This is a genomic window from Stenotrophomonas sp. 1278 (assembly GCF_029892765.1).
GTDB lineage: Bacteria > Pseudomonadota > Gammaproteobacteria > Xanthomonadales > Xanthomonadaceae > Stenotrophomonas > Stenotrophomonas indicatrix.
The window spans coordinates 231,983-251,828 of sequence record NZ_JARXWD010000002.1; the positions used below are offsets into that span (position 1 = coordinate 231,983).

Annotated in this window: 18 protein-coding genes; 12 read left to right on the top strand and 6 right to left on the bottom strand. The window is 64.3% G+C overall.

Features of this window, described 5'->3' with window-relative positions; genetic code table 11:
* Positions 1–17 precede the first annotated feature (17 nt).
* The 7 genes from M2299_RS03250 to M2299_RS03280 all read left to right on the top strand — a co-directional run bounded on the left by M2299_RS03250 (position 18) and on the right by M2299_RS03280 (position 8,408).
* A complete protein-coding gene (locus tag M2299_RS03250) occupies positions 18–1,157 on the top strand; it encodes a type IV secretion system protein (protein WP_218789510.1) in 1,140 nt (379 codons plus the stop codon).
* A 1,124-nt stretch (positions 1,158–2,281) separates the two neighbouring features.
* Positions 2,282–3,301: a type IV secretion system protein gene (locus M2299_RS03255; protein ID WP_280883861.1), complete on the top strand. Its 1,020-nt coding sequence runs from the start codon at positions 2,282–2,284 to the stop codon at positions 3,299–3,301.
* A gap of 33 nt (positions 3,302–3,334) precedes the next feature.
* Positions 3,335–3,871 carry a DUF4189 domain-containing protein gene (locus M2299_RS03260; RefSeq protein WP_280883862.1) on the top strand — a complete coding sequence of 179 codons (537 nt, stop codon included), beginning with the start codon at positions 3,335–3,337 and terminating at the stop codon, positions 3,869–3,871.
* Positions 3,872–4,188: 317 nt separating this feature from the next.
* Positions 4,189–4,731 (top strand): DUF4189 domain-containing protein, encoded by a 543-nt coding sequence (locus tag M2299_RS03265; RefSeq protein ID WP_280883863.1) that lies wholly within the window; start codon positions 4,189–4,191, stop codon positions 4,729–4,731.
* Positions 4,732–5,274: 543 nt separating this feature from the next.
* The gene (locus M2299_RS03270) at positions 5,275–5,811 is read left to right on the top strand and encodes a hypothetical protein (RefSeq protein WP_223495479.1); all 537 of its coding nucleotides are present in this window, start codon (positions 5,275–5,277) and stop codon (positions 5,809–5,811) included.
* 57 nt (positions 5,812–5,868) lie between these two features.
* The gene (locus M2299_RS03275) at positions 5,869–6,885 is read left to right on the top strand and encodes an XVIPCD domain-containing protein (protein WP_280883864.1); all 1,017 of its coding nucleotides are present in this window, start codon (positions 5,869–5,871) and stop codon (positions 6,883–6,885) included.
* 581 nt (positions 6,886–7,466) lie between these two features.
* A complete protein-coding gene (locus M2299_RS03280; RefSeq protein ID WP_280883865.1) occupies positions 7,467–8,408 on the top strand; it encodes a hypothetical protein in 942 nt (313 codons plus the stop codon).
* A gap of 61 nt (positions 8,409–8,469) precedes the next feature.
* On the opposite strand, the gene M2299_RS03285 is transcribed toward M2299_RS03280, so the two are convergent.
* Together M2299_RS03285 and M2299_RS03290 are read right to left on the bottom strand one after the other, a co-directional pair.
* Positions 8,470–9,789, bottom strand: a complete 1,320-nt coding sequence (locus M2299_RS03285; protein WP_280883866.1) for an XVIPCD domain-containing protein — start codon at positions 9,787–9,789, stop codon at positions 8,470–8,472.
* A complete protein-coding gene (locus M2299_RS03290) occupies positions 9,786–10,439 on the bottom strand; it encodes a hypothetical protein (protein ID WP_280883867.1) in 654 nt (217 codons plus the stop codon). The genes M2299_RS03285 and M2299_RS03290 overlap by 4 nt, the downstream gene beginning before the upstream one ends.
* Before the next feature lie 335 nt (positions 10,440–10,774).
* On the opposite strand from M2299_RS03290, the gene M2299_RS03295 reads away from it, so the two are divergent.
* Positions 10,775–11,278 carry an N-acetyltransferase gene (locus M2299_RS03295; protein WP_099844342.1) on the top strand — a complete coding sequence of 168 codons (504 nt, stop codon included), beginning with the start codon at positions 10,775–10,777 and terminating at the stop codon, positions 11,276–11,278.
* A 30-nt stretch (positions 11,279–11,308) separates the two neighbouring features.
* Here M2299_RS03295 and M2299_RS03300 read toward each other — a convergent pair whose 3' ends face one another.
* Positions 11,309–11,746: an acetyltransferase gene (locus tag M2299_RS03300; RefSeq protein ID WP_033831414.1), complete on the bottom strand. Its 438-nt coding sequence runs from the start codon at positions 11,744–11,746 to the stop codon at positions 11,309–11,311.
* A gap of 105 nt (positions 11,747–11,851) precedes the next feature.
* Entirely contained in the window at positions 11,852–12,574 is a 723-nt protein-coding gene (locus tag M2299_RS03305) for a hypothetical protein (protein WP_204372869.1), read from the bottom strand.
* A 222-nt stretch (positions 12,575–12,796) separates the two neighbouring features.
* Here M2299_RS03305 and tadA point away from each other — a divergent pair, with 222 nt between their 5' ends.
* The 4 genes from tadA (at position 12,797) to M2299_RS03325 (ending at position 16,239) form a co-directional block, all read left to right on the top strand.
* A complete protein-coding gene (gene tadA / locus M2299_RS03310) occupies positions 12,797–13,321 on the top strand; it encodes a tRNA adenosine(34) deaminase TadA (RefSeq protein WP_025879268.1) in 525 nt (174 codons plus the stop codon).
* A gap of 75 nt (positions 13,322–13,396) precedes the next feature.
* The gene (orn, locus tag M2299_RS03315; protein WP_025879267.1) at positions 13,397–13,969 is read left to right on the top strand and encodes an oligoribonuclease; all 573 of its coding nucleotides are present in this window, start codon (positions 13,397–13,399) and stop codon (positions 13,967–13,969) included.
* Positions 13,970–14,083: 114 nt separating this feature from the next.
* Positions 14,084–14,956: an EcsC family protein gene (locus M2299_RS03320; RefSeq protein WP_100436490.1), complete on the top strand. Its 873-nt coding sequence runs from the start codon at positions 14,084–14,086 to the stop codon at positions 14,954–14,956.
* Positions 14,957–15,123: 167 nt separating this feature from the next.
* Positions 15,124–16,239 (top strand): alkene reductase, encoded by a 1,116-nt coding sequence (locus M2299_RS03325; RefSeq protein WP_280883868.1) that lies wholly within the window; start codon positions 15,124–15,126, stop codon positions 16,237–16,239.
* Positions 16,240–16,313: 74 nt separating this feature from the next.
* Here M2299_RS03325 and M2299_RS03330 read toward each other — a convergent pair whose 3' ends face one another.
* Positions 16,314–17,207, bottom strand: a complete 894-nt coding sequence (locus M2299_RS03330; protein ID WP_025879264.1) for a mechanosensitive ion channel domain-containing protein — start codon at positions 17,205–17,207, stop codon at positions 16,314–16,316.
* A 150-nt stretch (positions 17,208–17,357) separates the two neighbouring features.
* Positions 17,358–19,736 (bottom strand): phosphoenolpyruvate synthase, encoded by a 2,379-nt coding sequence (gene ppsA, locus M2299_RS03335; protein ID WP_025879263.1) that lies wholly within the window; start codon positions 19,734–19,736, stop codon positions 17,358–17,360.
* Between the last annotated feature and the right edge of the window lie 110 nt (positions 19,737–19,846).

Sequence of the window (19,846 nt, forward strand, 5' to 3'; positions counted from 1 at the left end):
ATGTGATGAGTCAGGGAATGATGCAGGGCATGGTGATCGGGGATCTGCTGCACGGAACGCTGTTCGCCTCAGTGGGCGACTTCGTGTTCTTCAAGCTGATCCTGGAGTACCTGCGAGAGGAGATCGCCAACTTCGGCGAAGGCGTGCTCGGTCGCATGATGACCTGGGTGGGCTCGATCGCCCTGGTGCTGATGACGCTGTGGGTGCTGATCCAGGGCTTCCGCATCGTGACCGGGCGCAGCCGCGATTCGATGGCAGCGCTGGCCACGAACATGGCGCGCGCGGCGCTCATCGTCACCGTGGCCACGTCGATGGCGATGTTCGGCAAGGATCTGCAGTCCTTCCTGACCCAGGACGTCCAGGACGAGATCACCTATGTGGTGACCGGCAAGGACGACACGGCCGAAGAGCTGATCGATCGCAACCTGGGCTACATGCAGTTGGCGCTGACATCGGTAAGCGTGCTGGATGTGGCGGGCGACGTCACCCTGGACAGCGCGAAGACGCGAGCGATGTGGTTCATCGGCCTGGGCACGGGCGGTCCTGCAGTCACTGCCGGTGCCATGTTGCTGCTGTACCAGGTCGCGATGGCCATGTTCATCGGCTTTGGCCCGCTGTTCATCCTGTGCCTGCTGTTCGAGCAGACCAAATCGTTGTTCCAGCGCTGGTTGTTCTATGGAATCGGTACCATGTTCTCGATGGCCGTGCTGGCAGCAATGACCGGTATTGCGATGGAAATGGTCGCCCGCGTCGCTGCTTCGTTCTGGGGTGCGTCCGCGTTGGGCGCGCTATTGAGCACCAACCTGACCGAAGGCATGAGCAGCATGGCGCTGCAGCAGGGCGGCATGGGGTTGATCCTCACGACGCTGATTCTGACTGCGCCCCCAATGGCCGCGATGTTCTTCCAGGGTACGCTGGGTACCTTCATGGCATATTCGCAGATAGGCGGTAGTGCTGGGTCGGCTTCGCCTGGCCCGCAGGGTCAGCCGCCGGGTTCGTCAGGTTCGGGCGGAGGATTCTTTATGCCCTCTGTTCCGACCAATTCCAAAGCATCAAGTCAGGTTCCTGTTCAAGACACAACGCCTCGGTTCGCAACTGCATCAGAATCTCAGGTTCAAACTGGGCAACGTGGAAATGCTGGGGCAGGGAACTCATAGCCCCCCCCCCCCCCCCGAATTTGGAGTGTACGATGCGAAATGAGTTTTTAGCTCCGTGGAAGTTGGAGGGTGCCATGCATAGAGTCGTTAGCTCGACAGTACTTATTGCGCTGATTCTTTGCATGGGGCCAGCCTTAGCAGAAGGTGGGTGCCCTCCAGGGTCGTATCCTATCGGTGGGCAGGGCGTTCAAGGCTGCGCGCCAATACCCGGGACGAGTAGCGGTGCTTCCGGCCCAGCAGTTTCTGCGCCGCCTCAGCCACTGGGCGAATGGTTGACGCGATGGGGGGCTGTAGCCGAGTCGCCTACTTCAAGTCTCGTCGGCACATCTTCCAATGAATCGAGCGAACGGCGAGCAGTAGCTGTGGCCATCAAAAAGTGCGCGGCGGAAGGTGCAAAGGACTGCAAGTCTTCTGTAACGTACTACAACCAGTGCGTTGCATTTGCGGTGCCATCTTCAGGGAAGGGGCAGGGCTCGCTGGATACGGCGGTTGATGCAGAGACTGTGGCCGGAAACGCAATCGAGCATTGCAAGGACACGGGGGGGGGGAAGTGCACCGTAGTCTATTCCGAATGTTCCTTGCCCGTTTTCAAAAAGTTCTAGGGCTGCCTTCGGTGATCCAAAGAACGACGAATCAACGCAGCTTGTGGGTAATCAAAGATGCCTCGCTTTCAGATAGATGACGTGGGATAGAGGCAGTAGGATCGAAAGTGGATATTGGTTCGCAATATTTTTCTCTGGCATGAATTGTGATTGCCGTTTGGCTCTGTTGTTTTAATTTGGATCTGCACTTTGCGTCCGTGTTTTTTCTCAGAAGAATGTTGCTCGCCTGGCTTTAGATACATATCACGCAGGCATTAGCCAGCTAGGTGATATTCCGTACGATTGGAGGAGTGACTCCACGCCCGAGGGTTGGGACGCCCCGCCGGAGGGCTCATGGGTAGCCGCGCATATTCGTAGATGGCTGTTAGTGCCGTGCCAACGTCGCTGGGCCTAGTGGTCCGCCGCCGGATTCGTCGCGTTCGGGTGGTGGGATGTTCGCGCCGGCGAAGCCATTTACGAATAAGGCAGTCGCAGCAATTAGCCAGCTGGCCATGCTGAAGATTCATAGCGATGAGGTCAGACATGCTTCATCAGGGCTCAGACGTAGCGCACCATCTGCCAACTCCTGAAAGCCCGCATTGTTCGACTTGGGTGCTGATCCAGGGCTTCCGCATCGTGACCGGGCGCAGCCGCGATTCGATGGCAGCGCTGGCCACGAACATGGCGCGCGCGGCGCTCATCGTCACCGTGGCCACGTCGATGGCGATGTTCGGCAAGGATCTGCAGTCCTTCCTGACCCAGGACGTCCAGGACGAGATCACCTATGTGGTGACCGGCAAGGACGACACGGCCGAAGAGCTGATCGATCGCAACCTGGGCTACATGCAGTTGGCGCTGACATCGGTAAGCGTGCTGGATGTGGCGGGCGACGTCACCCTGGACAGCGCGAAGACGCGTGCGATGTGGTTCATCGGCCTGGGCACGGGCGGTCCTGCAGTCACTGCCGGTGCCATGTTGCTGCTGTACCAGGTTGCGATGGCCATGTTCATCGGCTTTGGCCCGCTGTTCATCCTGTGCCTGCTGTTCGAGCAGACCAAATCGTTGTTCCAGCGCTGGTTGTTCTATGGAATCGGTACCATGTTCTCGATGGCAGTGCTGGCAGCAATGACCGGTATTGCGATGGAAATGGTCGCCCGCGTCGCTGCTTCGTTCTGGGGTGCGTCCGCGTTGGGCGCGCTGTTGAGCACCCACCTGACCGAAGGCATGAGCAGCATGGCGCTGCAGCAGGGCGGCTTGGGGTTGATCCTCCCGACGCTGATTTTGACTGCGCTCCCAATGGCCGCGATGTTCTTCCAGGGTACGCTGGGTACCTTCATGGCATATTCGCAGATAGGCGGTAGTGCAGTACCGGCATCACCGGGCCCGAATGGTCAGCCGCCGGGTTCGACGGGCAGGCAGAGCTATAAACCGAGTTCGCCTTCTGTGACGCAAGCTGATGCTGGTGGTGTGGGACAGGTGGTCAGTCCACGATTGCATGGCGGAGGCGATTCGGTGCCGTCAGCCTCTGGTCTTAGGGGGAATGCCAATTCCGGTACCGTCTAGCTGGTCCAATGAGAAGGGAGTGAGAACAGTTTTATGAATGGAGCAAAGCAATGGGTGATTCTTTTCTTCTTTCTTCTCGTCTCATTGACCGAAGTTGCGTTCGCTGAAGGCAATTGTCCGCCAGGGTACTACCCGATTGGAGGTCAGGGCGTTCAGGGTTGTGCCCCTATTCCGAGTAGTGGCGCAGCATCCTCATCCCCAGAAGTTCAGTTGAATAGGCCTACTGGGCGATGGACCAAGACATGGGGGGCGATTGCTGAATCGAAAACAACTCAGCACGCGGGCACCTCTGTTGGTAAGCGATCCAAGGAGGAGGCTTCTCGTGAGGCAATTTCAAAATGCAGATCAGCTGGTGCTGCTGATTGTTCGGTTAGCTTCACGTATCAAAATCAGTGTGTCTCGTGGGTCATTCCAAGGGGGCGTTCTGGCGCAGGCCGTGCTGGGATTGGAGCTGGTCCCACGCCCGAACGGGCCAAATTCAACGCGCAAGCCATGTGCAAAAATGATCAGCCGGGATATTGCGAAGAGATCTATTCGGATTGCAGTAAGCCGATATTTGATGAATTCTAAGTTGCAGGCTTATGTCGCGCCCTGATGTTCCGGTTCATTGATACGGCGAGTCGATGAGCTCGCTGGCCCGTGCATCATGTCGCTGCCGTCGAACGCCGGGGCGAACGAGCTTGTTGAGGAGGGAATTGGCATGTTCAGCCGCTGTTGCGACCTGCGGGGGATGCGTTGTCCATCGAATGCTGGATGCGTTCTGCGAAATGATGGGTTTGCAAGGTGCCCATGAAGATGAGCATCCTTCTTCCGGTCTCATAGGGGGGGGGCAATTCAGGATCGCCTGATTCAATTGCTTGGCCGGAGATGTTGGAAGTACGTCAGCTATGAAGTTGATTGCACATTGGGTGCTGCTTGCCTCGTGTCTGTTGCTGTTGGGCGGTGTTGATCGTGCGTGGGCAGAAGGAAACTGCCCAGCTGGGTATTACCCTATTGGCGGGCAAGGTGCGCGGGGATGTGCGCCGATTCCCGGAGGTGGCGCTGGAAGCACTGGCTCCTCGGAGATCCGTCTCGCAACTCCGACCGGTAAGTGGACCAAAACCTGGGGCGCAATTGCGGAGTCGAAGAGCACTCAGGATGCTGGGGTTTCAACAGGGTTGCGATCCAAGAATGAGGCGGAGCGCGAGGCAGTTTCAAAATGTGGAGCTGCAGGTGCCCGAGACTGCACAGTCAGCATGAGCTATTTCAATCAGTGTATTTCCTGGGTCATTCCAAGTGGGCGATCCGGTGCCGGGCGTGCGGGACTTGGGGGAGGTGCTACCCCCGAGTTGGCGCAGGTCGCTGCGCAAGTAATGTGCCGTAATGATCGCGCAGGACAATGTGAAGTGTTCTATTCGAACTGTACCAAGCCATTGTTTGATGAATTCTGACAAAGGGCGTGCGGCAGGGGATGCCAGCGCAATGGCACACAGGGTCGCCAACATGGGCCAGTCTTGGAGCGCGATCGCCTCTGGCAGTGCGCCCAAGGCGTACGCGATCCATATGGGGTTGAACGAGCGTGATGCACGTGACACCGCGGTCAGCCAGCGCGCTGCAGGTGACTGCAAAGTTGCGGCTGCGTTCACGCATTGGCCAATGCACCGCCCGCGTCCCTCTTACTTCGTGGATGTGGACCCTGATTTTGTGACTGGTGGCTCCATTTCAAGCTTGCGCTCTTCGACGCAATAGACATCCTCGCGCTAAGCTCTCCTCGCGTCAGAAAAATGACGCTTCGGCGCTACCGATTGCAGGAGCTTTTCCGTCCATGAGGACCCTGTCTGCCCGTCCGACGGGTGACGCTTGCCACCATCGCTGCCACGGTGCTCCCGGAGCTATCATCCGCATCTGCAGGGTGACCGGCGCGGCCGGGCAACGCCACCGTGCCCGCCACCAACGCGGGCATCGGCAAGACGACATTGAAGGAGTGGGAGGGGATGGACGACAGGTTTGGCGCACACATGGACGATGCCCTGGCATTCGTTCCGTCCGGTGCGAACCTGCTGGAAGCCGTCAGGGGCGAGCTCAACGGCGATGGCATCGAGTACCAGCTGCTGGTCATCGACCAGCCGACGCCGGAAGGGCTGGTGCCCGGCCAGCACGGACCAAACCGGGTGCTGCTGTTGCTGCGCGGTGACGGGCGCGGGCGCTGGCAGCTGGCCGCGCGCAACGACAAGCTGGTGCCGTGTTCCACCCGCGGTGGCCTGGCTGGCGACCCTTTTGCGTATGCAATGGTTGAGGAAGACACCTTCAGCGTGATCACCAACGGCGGCAGCCGTGAGCGCTGGAGCAGCACGTACCGGTTCCGCTACGCATCGGCGGACAAGTCCTGCTGGGTGGATGGGGTGAGACGCAAGGTCGTGGATATCGAGACTGAAGCGACCAACATCCGGGACTTCTCGGTGGCGGAGCTGGGCAGGGTGCGGTTCGAGGACTTCGACCCGTCCAGTGTCGCCGAGGTGTCGCTTCCATGAGCCAAGCTCCAACCGGCGGAAGGGAATCCGCGCTGATGAACATCCAGGAGTTGCACTGTGTCGACCGATAGAGAGTCGCAACTGCTGCGGCAGGCGACCAACGCCGGCATCGACTCCCCCCTTGAACTGGCCAATTTCATGGCGCAGGCAGGGCACGAGTCGCGCGGCCTGAGCCGGCTCAACGAGAGCTTCAACTACACCCGGGGCATCTCGCAGATCCCGGTCGAGGCGGCGTGGCGCAATGGCACCGAGGCGCTGGAATCCGCGCGCCAGGAAGCCCTGCGAGGGCGTCCGGATGATCTGGCTGAGCTGATGTATGGCGGCCGGATGGGCAATGACGCGCCCGGAGATGCGCTCAAGTACCACGGGCGCGGTTATCTGCCGCTGACCGGCAAGGAAAGCTACGAGCGCGCCGGCAGTGCGCTGGATCTGGATCTGGTCAACCAGCCCGAGCTGGCATCGCAGCCGGAACACGCAGGTCGCATCGCGGTGTGGCAATGGCAGAACCGTGTGCCGGAACTCGCGCGCGAGGACGTGCGCGAGGCGACGTACGCCATCAACGGTGCCGTCAACGGGGTGGAGGACCGGCTCAAGCGTTTCGAGGCGTGGCAGCAGAAGCTGACCCCGGACGTGATGGACCGGCTTGCCCGCGGCGAAGTGGGCGAACCTGCACAGTTGCCTGAGCGCGCGCGCGATATGTCCGATCCGGCCCATGCCGGCAACCGGTTGTTCACCGACGCACGGGGTCATCTGCAGCAGATGGGGCCGCAGAGTGGCCTGCGCAGCCAGCAGGAACTGGACAATGCGGCCGGGGCCTTGGCGTTGAGCGCACAGAAGGCAGGGATGAGCCGTATCGATCACGTGGTGGCCGGTACCGACGGCAGGGCGCTGTTTGCGGTGCAGGGCGTCATGGGGGACCCGGCGATGCAGCGCTCGATGGTCGAGCGTGAGGCCGCCACGCAGCTGCCGCTGGAGCAGAGCAGCCAGCAGTTGGCGGCCGAAGCCTCTTCCCGCCAGGAACAGGCTGCTTCGGTTACCCGCGAGCAGGAGCAGAATCGCCCGCGATCGCTGTAATCTGGGCGCCGCCTGCAGGTCGGAGACCGGCGGGCCCATCGCAAGACACCGAGCACCTTCGGGTGCCTACATGGATCTCTTTGTAAGGACACAACATGCGAAACACTTTCCTGCGTTCCAACGTGGCCCAGCGTGGTCGCGCTCAGGCGTTGTGGCTACTGCCGCTGGGGCTGGCTGCTGCCATGGCCCACGCACAGCAGGCACCGGACGCCCCGGCGGTTCCCGCCGTCGAGGAGGCTGTGCCAGCACCGGTAGTGGCCGCAGCTGACGCGCAGACGCCCGCTGACACCGCAACTGATGCCGTAGCTGCACCGGCTCCCGTCGCCGCGCCTGAACCGGTGCCTGCCGTGGTGGCTGCACCTGTGCCTACGGCGGAGTCGTCCATGCCGCCCGCACCCGCAGCGCAGCCGGCGGCGGCGACGGACGTCGCTCAAGAAGCTGTTGCCGCCGAACCCGCGATTGCGCCAGCGCCCGCAGCAGCACCGGCACCACCAGCGGCCGAAGCTGCCTCCACCAATGCTGCGCCAGCTACGCCTGTCGCAACAGCCGCTGTCGCAGCCCCATCGCCGGCTCCCGCGCAGGTGCCTGCGCCCGTTGCCGCTGCTGCACAGGTGCCCGACGCCGCACTGGCCCCGGCACCCGTTCCGCCGCCGGCCCCAGCCCCCGTCGCACCGCCGATCATCCCGCTGGCACCGGACCAGGCCGCCGAGCGCCAGCTCGGTGCGCGCTGCCCGGTCGATCTTGCCGGTCGCCTGGCGCCGCAGGGCGATCTGATGATCGGCGCCTGCCAGGGCGCGTTGCCGCCGCACCTGGCGGCGCTGCTGGTGGCCTTGCCTGAGCAGGACATCCACCTGCCGCGCAGCTGGCGCGAGCGCGAAGTGCGCCAGAAGGCGTGGTTCAAGGCCGTGGCCGGTATGGGCCAGCGCCCGGACTTCATCGCCCGCCTGGGAGACATCTGGGTCCGCTCGTTTGAAGGCGCGGATGCGTCGACGACCACCTACCTGGTCTCGGCGCCGTTCGACTGTGCCGATGGCGCACTGCCAAACGAGAACACCGCAGAGCCCGTCCGACTCGCAGCCGGCAGTTGCGGGCAGGCCTACGTACGCCAGCGCGTGTACCAGGTGGGCAGCGATGGCGTCCCGCAGGACATCACTGCAATGGCAATGCCGGCGGCACCGTCGATCGCCGAGGCCGATCGTGCCCGTCACCGCACCCGCGAAGGCAAGATCAGCCTGGACCACAGCAAGTTGCAGTACGGGCCGGCCATGCGTTGGTTCGTGCAGTACCCGGAATCACCGCAGAAGACCGGCCCGCACAGCTTCAGTGACTGGAACCGCGAGCATCTGTCCTTCGTGGTCTGGAACGGCACCCGCTTCGAGCTGCGCGATACTGTGACGCGCGCGCAGTGGCCGTGTGATCCGGTGGCGCCGGGCGACAAGGCCTGTGGCGGCTTCCCGGACTCCGGCCCAGATGCGTATGTGCTGGCAGGGCCGGCGGCAAACTCGGCGGTTTCCAGCCCCTGATCGACCGCGGAAATGACGGGAGCCGGCAGTGCCGGCTCCCGTTTTCATTCCAGCAAGCGTCTCAGGCGTGCAGGCTGCGTTGGGTCGCCTGGGTCTGTTCCAGCTGCTGCTCGCGTGCCAGGGCTTGGCCGGCAGCCTGCTGCTCGATGCGCTGGCTGCTCTGCTCCAACGGCGTGTTCATCGCGCGGGTGGTGTCGACGGACACGCGCAGATGGCCGGGGTCGCCGCCCTCACCCTGCAGGGCGAAGCTGCGTGACGCGTCGGCACTCATCAGTACCTCGTCGATCCGCTGTCCGCCGGCGGCATGCATTTCCGCAGCCAGCGAGCCTGCCAGTTGCGCGCTCATGCCATCGGGTGTGCGGCCGACGCGGGTGTCCTGTGCGTGCACGCCGCGCAGGGCATCATTGAACAAGGGGTTGCCGACGTGGCCGGCGTCGTCGATGCGCAGCATGCCGATCGGGCGCCCCTGCCGTTCGGCTTCACGGCGCGCGGGTTCGCCCGGTTCCAGGGGGCCGCGCAGATGGTCGAAGAGATCCTTGACGCCGCCCGGCAGGCCGCGCGTACCGGTGGTGACGCCACTGCGCAGCAGCTCCATCTTGTCCCGGTACTCGTCGATCATCTTGATGTTGTCGCGTGCCAAGGTCTGCGTCTCCGGCCTGCCCAGCACCGAGTCTTCGCCGAGGAAATTGACCAGCTTGTGCGAACCGAAGGAGTTGGCGGCCGCGCCCAGCGCGCTGTCGGGAATCAGGATGCGCAGACGGCTGTTGCTGAAGCCCCAGTCGCCCAGCGTGTCGATCTCCTGGGGCGTGGCGTACACGCGCACTTGGCCGAAGTGCGGCGAAGCGGCGCTGACCGGGTCGGCTGCCATGACGTGGTTGACAACGCTGGTGCCGCCTTCGGGAATGCGGTAGCCAAGACTGGCCGCGCCATAGGCGTTGAAGGTCTCGCCCTTCAGGTTGTAGTGGTGCGCACTGATCTGGGCCAGCGCGCCGCCCAGCGAATGCCCGGTGACGGTGACCTCAGGTGCCTGGCCGAGGTCGCGTCCTTCCTTGGCAGCGTAGGCGAGGGCGCGCTGGGTCAGTGCCAGCGCATCGGCGGCCTGCACGTTGTAGCGGGCGACCACCATGCCGCCATCGGCGAGGAGGCCATCGCGGGCGATCTGCTCGGTGCCGCGATGGGAGACCACGATCTCCTGCGTGTCCACGCGCTGGTAGATCGTGCCTTGATAGCCATTGAAGCGGTTGCTGACGTGCTCGAGCACCTTGTAGTCATGCCCGTTGAGGGAGACATGCTCTTCCTGTCCGGGGGCGCGGCGACCGACTTTCAGGTCGCGATAGGCATCGTTGGACAGCGCGGCGTAGTCCTGGCTGCCGAGGGTCACGGCTGCACCTCATCGGCCGTCAAGGTGGCAGAGAACAGCGTGTCCTGCAGTTCCGGGCGGAACCGGCTGGCGTCCTTCTGGCCGGTAGCGCCGTAGTCGGGCAGGTCCGCCACGCGTGGGTAGTCGCCCTGCGGATAATGGCGCGTCTCACTCTGGCCTTTGACGAACGGATCGGCCTCGATGAAGGACAGGAAGCGCGTCTCGCCATCGGCGCCGGTCGCCTTCAGCATCGCGCCGGCGCCACTGAAGGCCCAATGGCAGACGCCGCGGCCGTAGTAGTCCTCGTCGAGCATGCGGTCCAGGTAGACGGTGCCGCGGTACTCGTTATCGGTGACCCTGCGCAGCGTCACCGGCTCCTGGCTGGTGATGCGGGCGGGAGCGCCGGTGGCGGGCTCGATGTACCCGCACTGCGCTTCGTTGCTGACATCGTACTGGGCAACGCCTTCGACCACGGCAAAGCTGCCCGGCGGGTTGTGCAGGCGCAGTACCAGTTCATAGGCCTTGCGCGGTGAGGGGTTGAGCTTGGCCAGGCCACGTCCTCCCTGGGCGACGTCGGACTCGGCGAAAGCAAGTTCCTGGTTCATGGCGGTCTCCGGGCTGCAGGCAATCAATAGAAGCAAGGCAAGACACGGGAGGGATGTGCGGCGCACCGTCAGCCTCCCGTCGGAAAAGTGAGCGCGTTCGCGACGGGGCACGCTGCAGGCGACGAAGGTGCGCGCCGCACTGGCGAGGAAAGACGGGCAATCACGGCATGTCTCCTTTCCTTGGTGACCACGATCCCGGACCCGGGAAGGCTAGATTGCGCGATTCTCGCGGCAGAAAAGTGAAATAGTCGAAATTTTGACGCTATCAAACTGGCTTGGATGCAGCGAACTGTGATTCGTATCCGGATTTCACGCGTGGAGTACGGGCATCAGGCGCGGGCCGTTGCTTCCTCGATGCGGCATGATCAAGGTGCTTACTCCGTTCCGACGACGTGCCGACGATGCTCTCCATCCGCCCTGAACTGCCCGCAGACGCTGCTGGAATCCACTTCCTGACCGAGGCGGCCTTCCGCAACGCGCCGCACAGCAGCCACACCGAACACCACATCGTCGACGCATTGCGTGAGCGCGGCGAGTTGAGCATCTCGCTGGTGGCAGAGGATGCGGGCCAACTGGTGGGTCATGTCGCGCTGTCCCCGGTCAGCGTGCAGGACGGCAGCCAAGGCTGGTTCGGGCTCGGGCCGATTTCGGTTCTGCCGCAGCAGCAGGGGCGCGGCGTGGGCACGGCATTGATGCGGGCCGCGATCGAGGCTCTGCGCAAGAAGGGCGCGCGGGGCTGCGTGCTGTTGGGCGAGCCGGCCTACTACGGGCGCTTCGGCTTCCGTGCCGTGCCGGATCTGGTACTACCCGGCGTGCCGGCGGCGTATTTCCAGGCCCTGTGCCTGCAGCCACCGATGGCACAGGGGGAGGTGCGTTACTCGCCGGCGTTCGACGTGGTTACCTGATCGGGGAACGGCCGGCGTTCCAACCGCCGGTCAGCCTGGATGGCGCAGGTGGATGAGGGGATACGGACGACCCTGCGAATCCACCGGCGAGCGTCCGGTTTCGATGAAACCCATGCGCCGATAGAAGCCCACGGCCTGCGCATTCTGCGCGTTGACGTCGGTGGTCAGTTGCGGCTGCAGTGCCAGCGCATGCTGCAGCAGCTGGCGGCCGATACCGGTTCCGCGCACGTCGGGATCGATGAACAACGCTTCCATGTGCGAGCCGTCGATCAGCATGAAACCCTGCGGCTGGTCCTGGTCGCCGACGGCCACGACCATCGGGGCCTGTGGCAGGAAGCCGGCAACTTCAGCGTCGATAGCCTGACGGTCTTCGGTACTGAGGAAATCATGGGTGGCGTCGACGGCCCGGCGCCAGAGATCGACGAGAGCGTCGCCATCGGTGGTGCGGGAAGGGCGCAGGGTGGTCATGGGATCGGCCAAGGTGCTTTGCAGTACCCGGATTGTACCGGTGCGACACCCGCAAACAGAAAGCCCCGCCGAAGCGGGGCCTTGGATGTCACCGTTCGCTGCGCCTTACTGCACGGTGCAGCCGGACAGTGCCGGGAAGCCGATGACTTCGCCATTGCCGGTGCAGGCCAGCGTGACCTTCTGGCCCTTCTTCAGGCTGGCAGCCACGTCCTTGGGCAGGTCGCTGGCCTGTACGAAGCCGAACGGCTTGGCGCTCAGCTGCACGACCGGCTTGTCCATGAAGTCCGAGCTGATCGAGTCGACCGTGCCGGAAACCAGCAGCGCCTTGCCCTTGTACTTGCCATCGGCAGCGATCTCGTTGTCCTGGTAGTCGCTGAACATCGTGGTGGCGGTCACTTCCACAGCCGAGGCGGAGGCCGCAGCGGCATCGTTGGTGACGGCGGTGGCTGCCGGTTCTGCAGGCTTGGCGGCAGCGTCTGCCTCCGCGGCGGCGGACGAGACGCCGGCTTCAGCAACGGCCGCATCGTACTGGCCCTTGCTCTGCGCGCTGATGCCGCTCACGGTGCCGGCAAAGATCGCCAGGCCGACGAAGTACACGATCGGCGAAACGATGATCGAGCCCAGCAGCTGGAACAGGCCCTTCATGGCGCCGCCCTTGGCCATCGCGACGATGGCGAGGATGAAGGCCACCAGGTTCAGCGGCCAGCCCAGGAACAGGCCCAGGCCGGGGAACGGGACGAGGAAGCACAGCCAAGCGATCGCCAGCGTGATCCATGCGGCTTTTCCGGCAGGGCTGGCCTGCACGGTGGTTTCTGCAACTGCGTTCAAAACTACCCCCTGTAGAGATCGAAAGGTGAAATCGCTGCCAGCAAGCAGCAGTGCACAGTCGTCAGATGACGAAAACGCGGTCGTAGCGTGAAGGAGTCTTCACGGCAGATCAAGCGGCGATGCAGCGTTTGCCGGTGCGGCGCTTCGCATCCGCGCAGCGGAAGCGCCAAAAGGCCTGCGTTACACTACGCGCGCGCTCATTCCTTGAATCCGAGAAACGCCATGACTGATACCTTGGGCGTGCCGGTGCACGACGTCGACGAGAGCTGGATGCGCCACGCATTGGCATTGGCCGAACGTGCGCAACGCGAGTTTGACGAGATCCCGGTCGGTGCGGTGCTGGTGGGTGCCGACGGTCAGCTGCTGGGCGAGGGCTGGAACCTCAACATTGCCTCACACGACCCCAGCGCGCATGCCGAGATCGTGGCCATGCGCGAGGGCGGGCGGATGCTGGCCAATCACCGCCTGATCGGCAGCACCCTGTATGTCACCCTGGAGCCGTGCGCGATGTGCGCGATGGCGATCGTGCACGCACGCGTGGCGCGCCTGGTCTACGGTGCCAGCGACCCCAAGACCGGCGCCTGCGGCAGCGTGTTCGATCTGGTCGCTGATGCCCGCCACAATCATCGGGTGGAGGTCCATGCCGGTGTGCTGGCCAAGGAAGCGGGCAACCGGCTGACCAACTACTTCAGGGCCAAGCGTGGCAAGCCGCCGCTGCTGCTGGAGGACCACGCTGGCGAGGGCTGAGTGGCGAAAGGGTATGATGGCCGCCACTTCCTTTTACCGGCTGGCCTCGTGCCTGCCCAGCAACGAGGCGACACGATGGCAGAGAACGGCGCGGCCAACGAGCGGCTGATCTGGATCGACCTGGAAATGACCGGGTTGGATACCGACAACGATTCGATCATCGAGATCGCCACCGTGGTCACCGATGCCCAGCTCAACGTGCTGGCCGAGGGCCCGGAGTTCGCCATCCATCATCCCCTGGAAACGCTGGAAGCGATGGACGAGTGGAACCGCAACCAGCATCGTCGTTCGGGCCTGTGGCAGCGCGTCATCGACAGCACCACCACGCTTGGCCAGGCCGAAGCGCAGACCGTGGCCTTCCTGGCGCAGTGGATTCCGGCCGGCGTGTCACCGATGTCGGGCAACTCCATCTGCCAGGACCGCCGCTTCCTGCACCGGCAGATGCCGCGGCTGGAAAAGTACTTCCACTACCGCAACCTGGACGTGTCCACGGTGAAGGAACTGGCCAAGCGCTGGGCGCCAAGCGTGGCTGCGGGCGTGGGCAAGAACAGCAACCACACCGCACTGAGCGATGTGCACGATTCGATCAACGAGCTGCGCCACTACCGCCAGTTCATGGGCGCGCTGTCGGGGCTGCCGAGCCCGTGAGGGGCAGTGCCGGCCGCTGGCCGGCAATCGCCTGATCCCCGCCGGCGGCGCAGGGTTGTCGTCCAGCGGCCGGCACCACCCTGCGTTCAACTCCCTGGCGCTAAGATCGGCCGCATGAACGAGCCCATCCTGCTGCCCCGCGATATCGCCCACGACGCTGGTGACTGGTCTGACCTGCAGCGGGCGGTAGCACTGCTGGAAGCCCCCACGATCACCGCGCGCATGGCCAACCTGGTCGGGACGCCGCTGGAGTTCGCGGTGAAGGCGCTTCCCACCTCGGTGTCCAACCGCATCCACGGCGCGGTGCAGGCGGCGTTGTCCAAATCCGTGCAGGCCGCGCTGTGGAGCATGGACAACACCCCTGGCAAGGGCGCCTCGACGCGTTGGCACAAGCTGGCGGCGGCGACGTCCGGCGCGGTGGGTGGGGCGTTCGGTTTCGCTGCGCTGTTCATCGAGCTGCCGGTGTCGACCACGATCATGATGCGCGCGGTAGCCGACGTCGCCCGCAGCGAAGGCTTCGATCTATCGCAGTTCAGCACCCGCCAGGCCTGCCTGGAGGTGTTCGCACTGGGCGGCAATTCGCCGCGCGACGATGCCAGCGAGACCGGCTACTACCTCGCCCGTGGTTTCACCACCGATGTCATGCGCCACCTCTCGGCCGAACTGGCCGGGCGCGTGGTGACCGGACGTGACCTGACCCTGGGCGTGGCGCCGAAGGAAGCCGGCAAGCTGCTGGCCAAGCTGGTGGAAAAGGTCGCCGCCCGTTTCGGCGTGGTGGTCACCGAGAAGTTTGCCGCGCAGGCGGTGCCGATCGTCGGTGCGGCAGCCGGCGCGACGCTCAACACCATGTTCACCGACTACTACCAGGACATGGCCCGTGGCCATTTCATCGTGCGCCGGCTGGAGCTGAAGTACGGCGAAGAGGTCGTGCGCACTTGCTACGACCGCATCGCACACGGCGGGGCGTTGATCGAGCCGACGTTGTAACGATGGGGTCGGAGCCCTTTCCTGCGGAAAGGGATCCGACCCCGACCGCCGCAGGGAAGGGCTCTGGCCCTTGCCTGCCAGGCACAACTGTTTTGCGTGGACGCACCTGTTGCGCGCGCAGCGCCATCCCCATCCTTGCCGGCAATCCCCCGCAAGAGAGTGCCGCCATGTTGTTCACCTCCCACCGCCTGGGCGCGCTGACGCTGCCCAACCGTATCGTGATGCCACCGATGACCCGCTCGCGTGCGGCGGCCGGCAATGTCGCCACCGTGCAGATGGCCGAGTACTACGCCCAGCGCGCTGGTGCCGGGCTGATCGTCAGCGAAGGCACCCAGATCAGCCCGCAGGGCCAGGGCTATGCATGGACCCCGGGCATCCACAGCGACGAACAGGTGCAGGGCTGGCGCAGGGTTACCGATGCCGTGCACGCGGCGGGTGGGCGCATCTACGCCCAGCTCTGGCATGTCGGCCGTGTCTCCCATGTGGCCCTGCAACCGGACGGCGCGGCGCCGGTCTCTTCCTCGGCACTGCTGGCCGAAGGGGTGAAGGTCTTCGTCGACCCGACCGGCGCCGGTCCGGAATCGGGCGTGGGCGAAATGATCCAGCACTCCATGCCGCGCGCGCTGGGCGAGGACGAGATTCCGGGCATCGTGGCCGACTATGCGCAGGCCACCCGCAATGCACTGGCTGCCGGATTCGATGGCGTCGAGCTGCACGGCGCGAACGGCTACCTGATCAACCAGTTCATCGACTCGCAGGCCAACCAGCGTACCGACGGCTATGGCGGCGCGCTGCGCAATCGCCTGCGCTTCCTGCGCGAGGTGGTGCAGGCGGTGGTCGATGTCGCTGGCGGCGAACGAGTCGGCGTGCGTCTGGCGCCGCTGACCACGCTGCAGGGGGCGGTGGATGACACGCCGCAGGCGACCTATCTGGCTGCCGCGCACCTGCTGGGCGAGCTGGGTGTGGGTTACCTGCACATCGCCGAGGCCGACTGGGAGGATGCCCCGTTGATGCCGGTCGCGTTCAAGCAGGCGCTGCGGATGATCTATCCGGGCACGTTGATCTACGCCGGCAAGTACACCGCCGAGCGTGCCGCGCAGGCGCTGGAGGAAGGCTGGGCGGACCTGATCGGCTTCGGTCGGCCGTTCATCGCCAATCCCGATCTGCCCGAGCGCCTGCGCAGCGGCGCGGTGTTGAATTCGCCCGATCGCGCGACGTACTTCGGTGGTGGCGCGGCGGGATTCACCGACTATCCGGTGCTGGAAGAGGCAGTCGAGGCCTGAAGCAGCGCCCGCCGGGCATGGCCCGGCGCTACCGATGACGGCGGATGGGTGCCGACCGTTGTCGGCACTGCCGATCAGGGCTTGTCGCGCACCAGTGCGTCGGCCTCGACCACGCCGCCATCCTTGCCATGCAGGTACAGGTGCATGTCCTGCTGCGGATACGGGATGTTGATGCCGGCCTTGTCGTAGCCCAGCTTGATCTGTTCAAGCAGGGTGACCTTGGTGCCGAAGTGATCGGCCGACTTCACATAGCAGCGGATGCCCAGATTGATCGCGTGCGCACCCAGCTCGTACACCACCACATCCGGTGCCGGCGTCTGCAGCACGCGCGGGTCGGCCTTCATCAGCGCCAGTGCGGTATCACGCGCCAACTGGATGTTGTCTTCGTAACCGATGCCCACCACCAGCTCGACGCGGCGGGTGGGCTCTGCGGTGAGGTTGATGATCGGTGCGGCGGTGATCAGCGTGTTCGGAATGGTGGTGTGCTGGTTGTCCGCGCCGGTGATCACGGTCTGGAAAATGCGTACCTCGCGAACCGTGCCGGTCTGCCCGGCGATGGTCACCACATCGCCTACGCGGAACGGACGCAGGGTCACCAGCATCACGCCGGAGGCGATATTCGACAGCGAATCCTTCAGCGCCAGGCCAACGGCCAAGCCGGCGGTACCGAGCACGGCCAGCAGCGGAGTGATCTGCACGCCCAGCGTGCCGATGGCCAGGATCACCACGATCACCAGCGAGGCCGCGTAGACCACGTTGCGCAGGAAGCTGCCCAGCATTGGGTCCACGCCCATGCGCGAGGTGGCGCGCGGCATGGCATTGGACAGCCGTCGTGCCAGCCACATGCCGACCAGCAGCACCACGATCGCGGCCAGCAACGGCACGCCGTAGGTCTCCAGCAGGCGTTCCCAGTCGAGTGAGCGGAACCAGGAGGTCGTGGCGGGGGAGGGTGGGGCAGCGGCGATCATGCGGACTCCTTTGCAACGGGAACAGGTGCGACGGGAACATGGCGTACGCGGACGCCAGAAACAGCAAGCCCCGCAGAGGCGGGGCTTGCGTGCAGCTTCAGTATGGGCAGGCGTCGATGAAAGCGACGTCAGCCATCACACGTCAACAGGTCAACCTTTGGCCTTCAACTTGGCCAAGCGCAACCAGGTATCGACCACGGTATCCGGATTCAACGACACCGACTCGATGCCTTCCTGCATCAGCCATTCGGCCAGATCCGGATGATCGGACGGGCCCTGGCCGCAGATGCCGACGTACTTGCCCTTGGCACGTGCCGACTTGATCGCCATCGACAGCAGCTTCTTCACCGCCGGGTTCCGCTCATCGAACAGGTGCGCCACGATCGACGAATCGCGGTCCAGGCCGAGGGTCAGCTGGGTCAGGTCGTTGGACCCGATCGAGAAGCCATCGAAGATCTCCAGGAACTCATCGGCGAGCAGTGCGTTGGACGGCACTTCGCACATCATGATGATCTTCAGGCCGTTCTCGCCCTGCTTCAGGCCATTCTGTTCGAGCACCTGGACGACCTTGCGGCCTTCTTCCAGGGTGCGCACGAACGGGATCATGACCCACAGGTTGTCCAGGCCCATCTCGTTGCGCACGCGCAGCACGGCCTTGCACTCAAGTGCGAAGGCGGCCGAGAAGCTCGGATCGACGTAACGGCTGGCGCCGCGGAAGCCGATCATCGGGTTCTCTTCGTGCGGCTCGTAGTTGCTGCCGCCGATCAGGTTGGCGTACTCGTTGGACTTGAAGTCCGACAGGCGCACGATCACCGGGTTCGGCGCGACCGAGGCGGTCAGGGTGGCGATGCCTTCGGCCAGACGGTCCACGTAGAAGCCGACCGGGTCGGAATAACCGGCAATCTTCTCGTCGATCTTCTTCTTCGTCGCCGCATCCTGGCGGTCGTATTCCAGCAGCGCGTTGGGGTGGATGCCGATGTGGCTGGCGATGATCATTTCCAGACGCGCCAGGCCGATGCCCGCGTTCGGCAGCTGGCCGAAGTCGAAGGCACGTTCCGGGTTGGCCACGTTCATCATGATCTTCAACGGTGCCGGCGGCATGTTGCCCAGATCGGTGGTGGTGCGCTCGAAGCCGAGCTTGCCTTCGTAGATGAAGCCGGTATCGCCTTCAGCGCAGCTGACGGTGACCAGCTGGCCATCCTCGATGACCTTGGTGGCGTTGCCCGAACCGACCACGGCCGGCACGCCCAGCTCGCGCGCGATGATCGCCGCGTGGCAGGTACGGCCGCCGCGGTTGGTGACGATCGCCGAGGCACGCTTCATCACCGGCTCCCAATCGGGATCGGTCATGTCGGCGATCAGCACGTCGCCCGGCTGTACGCGGTTCATGTCTTCAAGCGTTTTCACCACACGCGCCACGCCGGCACCGATCTTGGCGCCCACGGCACGGCCTTCGGCGAGAACGTTGCCGCCCTTCTCGGTCAGCGCGAAACGCTCGATCTGGGTGGCATGGCTGCGCGACTTCACGGTCTCCGGGCGCGCCTGCACGATGAACAGCTTGCCGCTGACACCATCCTTGGCCCACTCGATGTCCATCGGGCGGCCGTAGTGCTTTTCGATGGTCAGCGCCTGGCGCGACAGTTCGGCTACGTCTTCATCGTTGATCGAGAAGGTGGTGCGCAGTTCGGCCGGGGTGTCCTCGATCCTGACGCGCTCGCCGGGGACATCCGAATACACCATGCGGATCGCCTTGCTGCCGAGCGAGCGGCGCAGGATCGCCGGCTTGCCGGCCTGCAGGGTGGGCTTGTAGACGTAGAACTCGTCGGGGTTGACCGCGCCCTGCACGACCATTTCGCCCAGGCCGAACGAGGAGGTGACGAACACCACGTCGCGGAAGCCGGATTCGGTGTCCAGGGTGAACAGCACGCCGGACGCGCCCACGCCCGAACGCACCATCAGCTGCACGCCTGCGGACAGGAACACGTCCTCGTGCTTGAAGCCGTGGTGCACGCGGTAAGCGATGGCACGGTCGTTGTACAGCGAGGCGAACACTTCCTTGACCTTGTGCACGACATCGTCGGCACCGGTGACGTTGAGGAAGGTCTCCTGCTGGCCGGCGAAGGAGGCATCGGGCAGATCTTCGGCGGTGGCCGAGGAACGCACGGCCACGGCCACGTCGCCGCCGCCGTTGTCGGCGCTCAGCTTGGCATAGGCGGTGCGGATGTCCTGGTCCAGCTGCGGCTGCAGCGGCGCGTCGATCACCCAGCCGCGGATCTCCTTGCCGGCTGCGGTCAGCGCGTTGACGTCCTCGACGTCCAGCGTGGCCAGCTTGTCGAAGATGCGCTTGGACAGGTCGTTGTGCGCGATGAAGTCCTTGAAGGCTTCAGACGTGGTCGCGTAGCCCCCCGGAACGGAGACGCCCAGACCGGCAAGGTTGCCGATCATCTCGCCCAGCGAGGAATTCTTGCCGCCTACGCGGGCCAGGTCGGCCAGACGCAGTTCGTGCAACCACAGGATGTTCTCGTTCAAGCGCGATGCTCCGTTTGGCCATCGCCCGAGGCGGGCTTTGATGGCCGCGTCCGTAGGAAGAAGCCGATATGATGCCGGGCAGACCACCGTCGGCACAAGCTTGTGTTGGC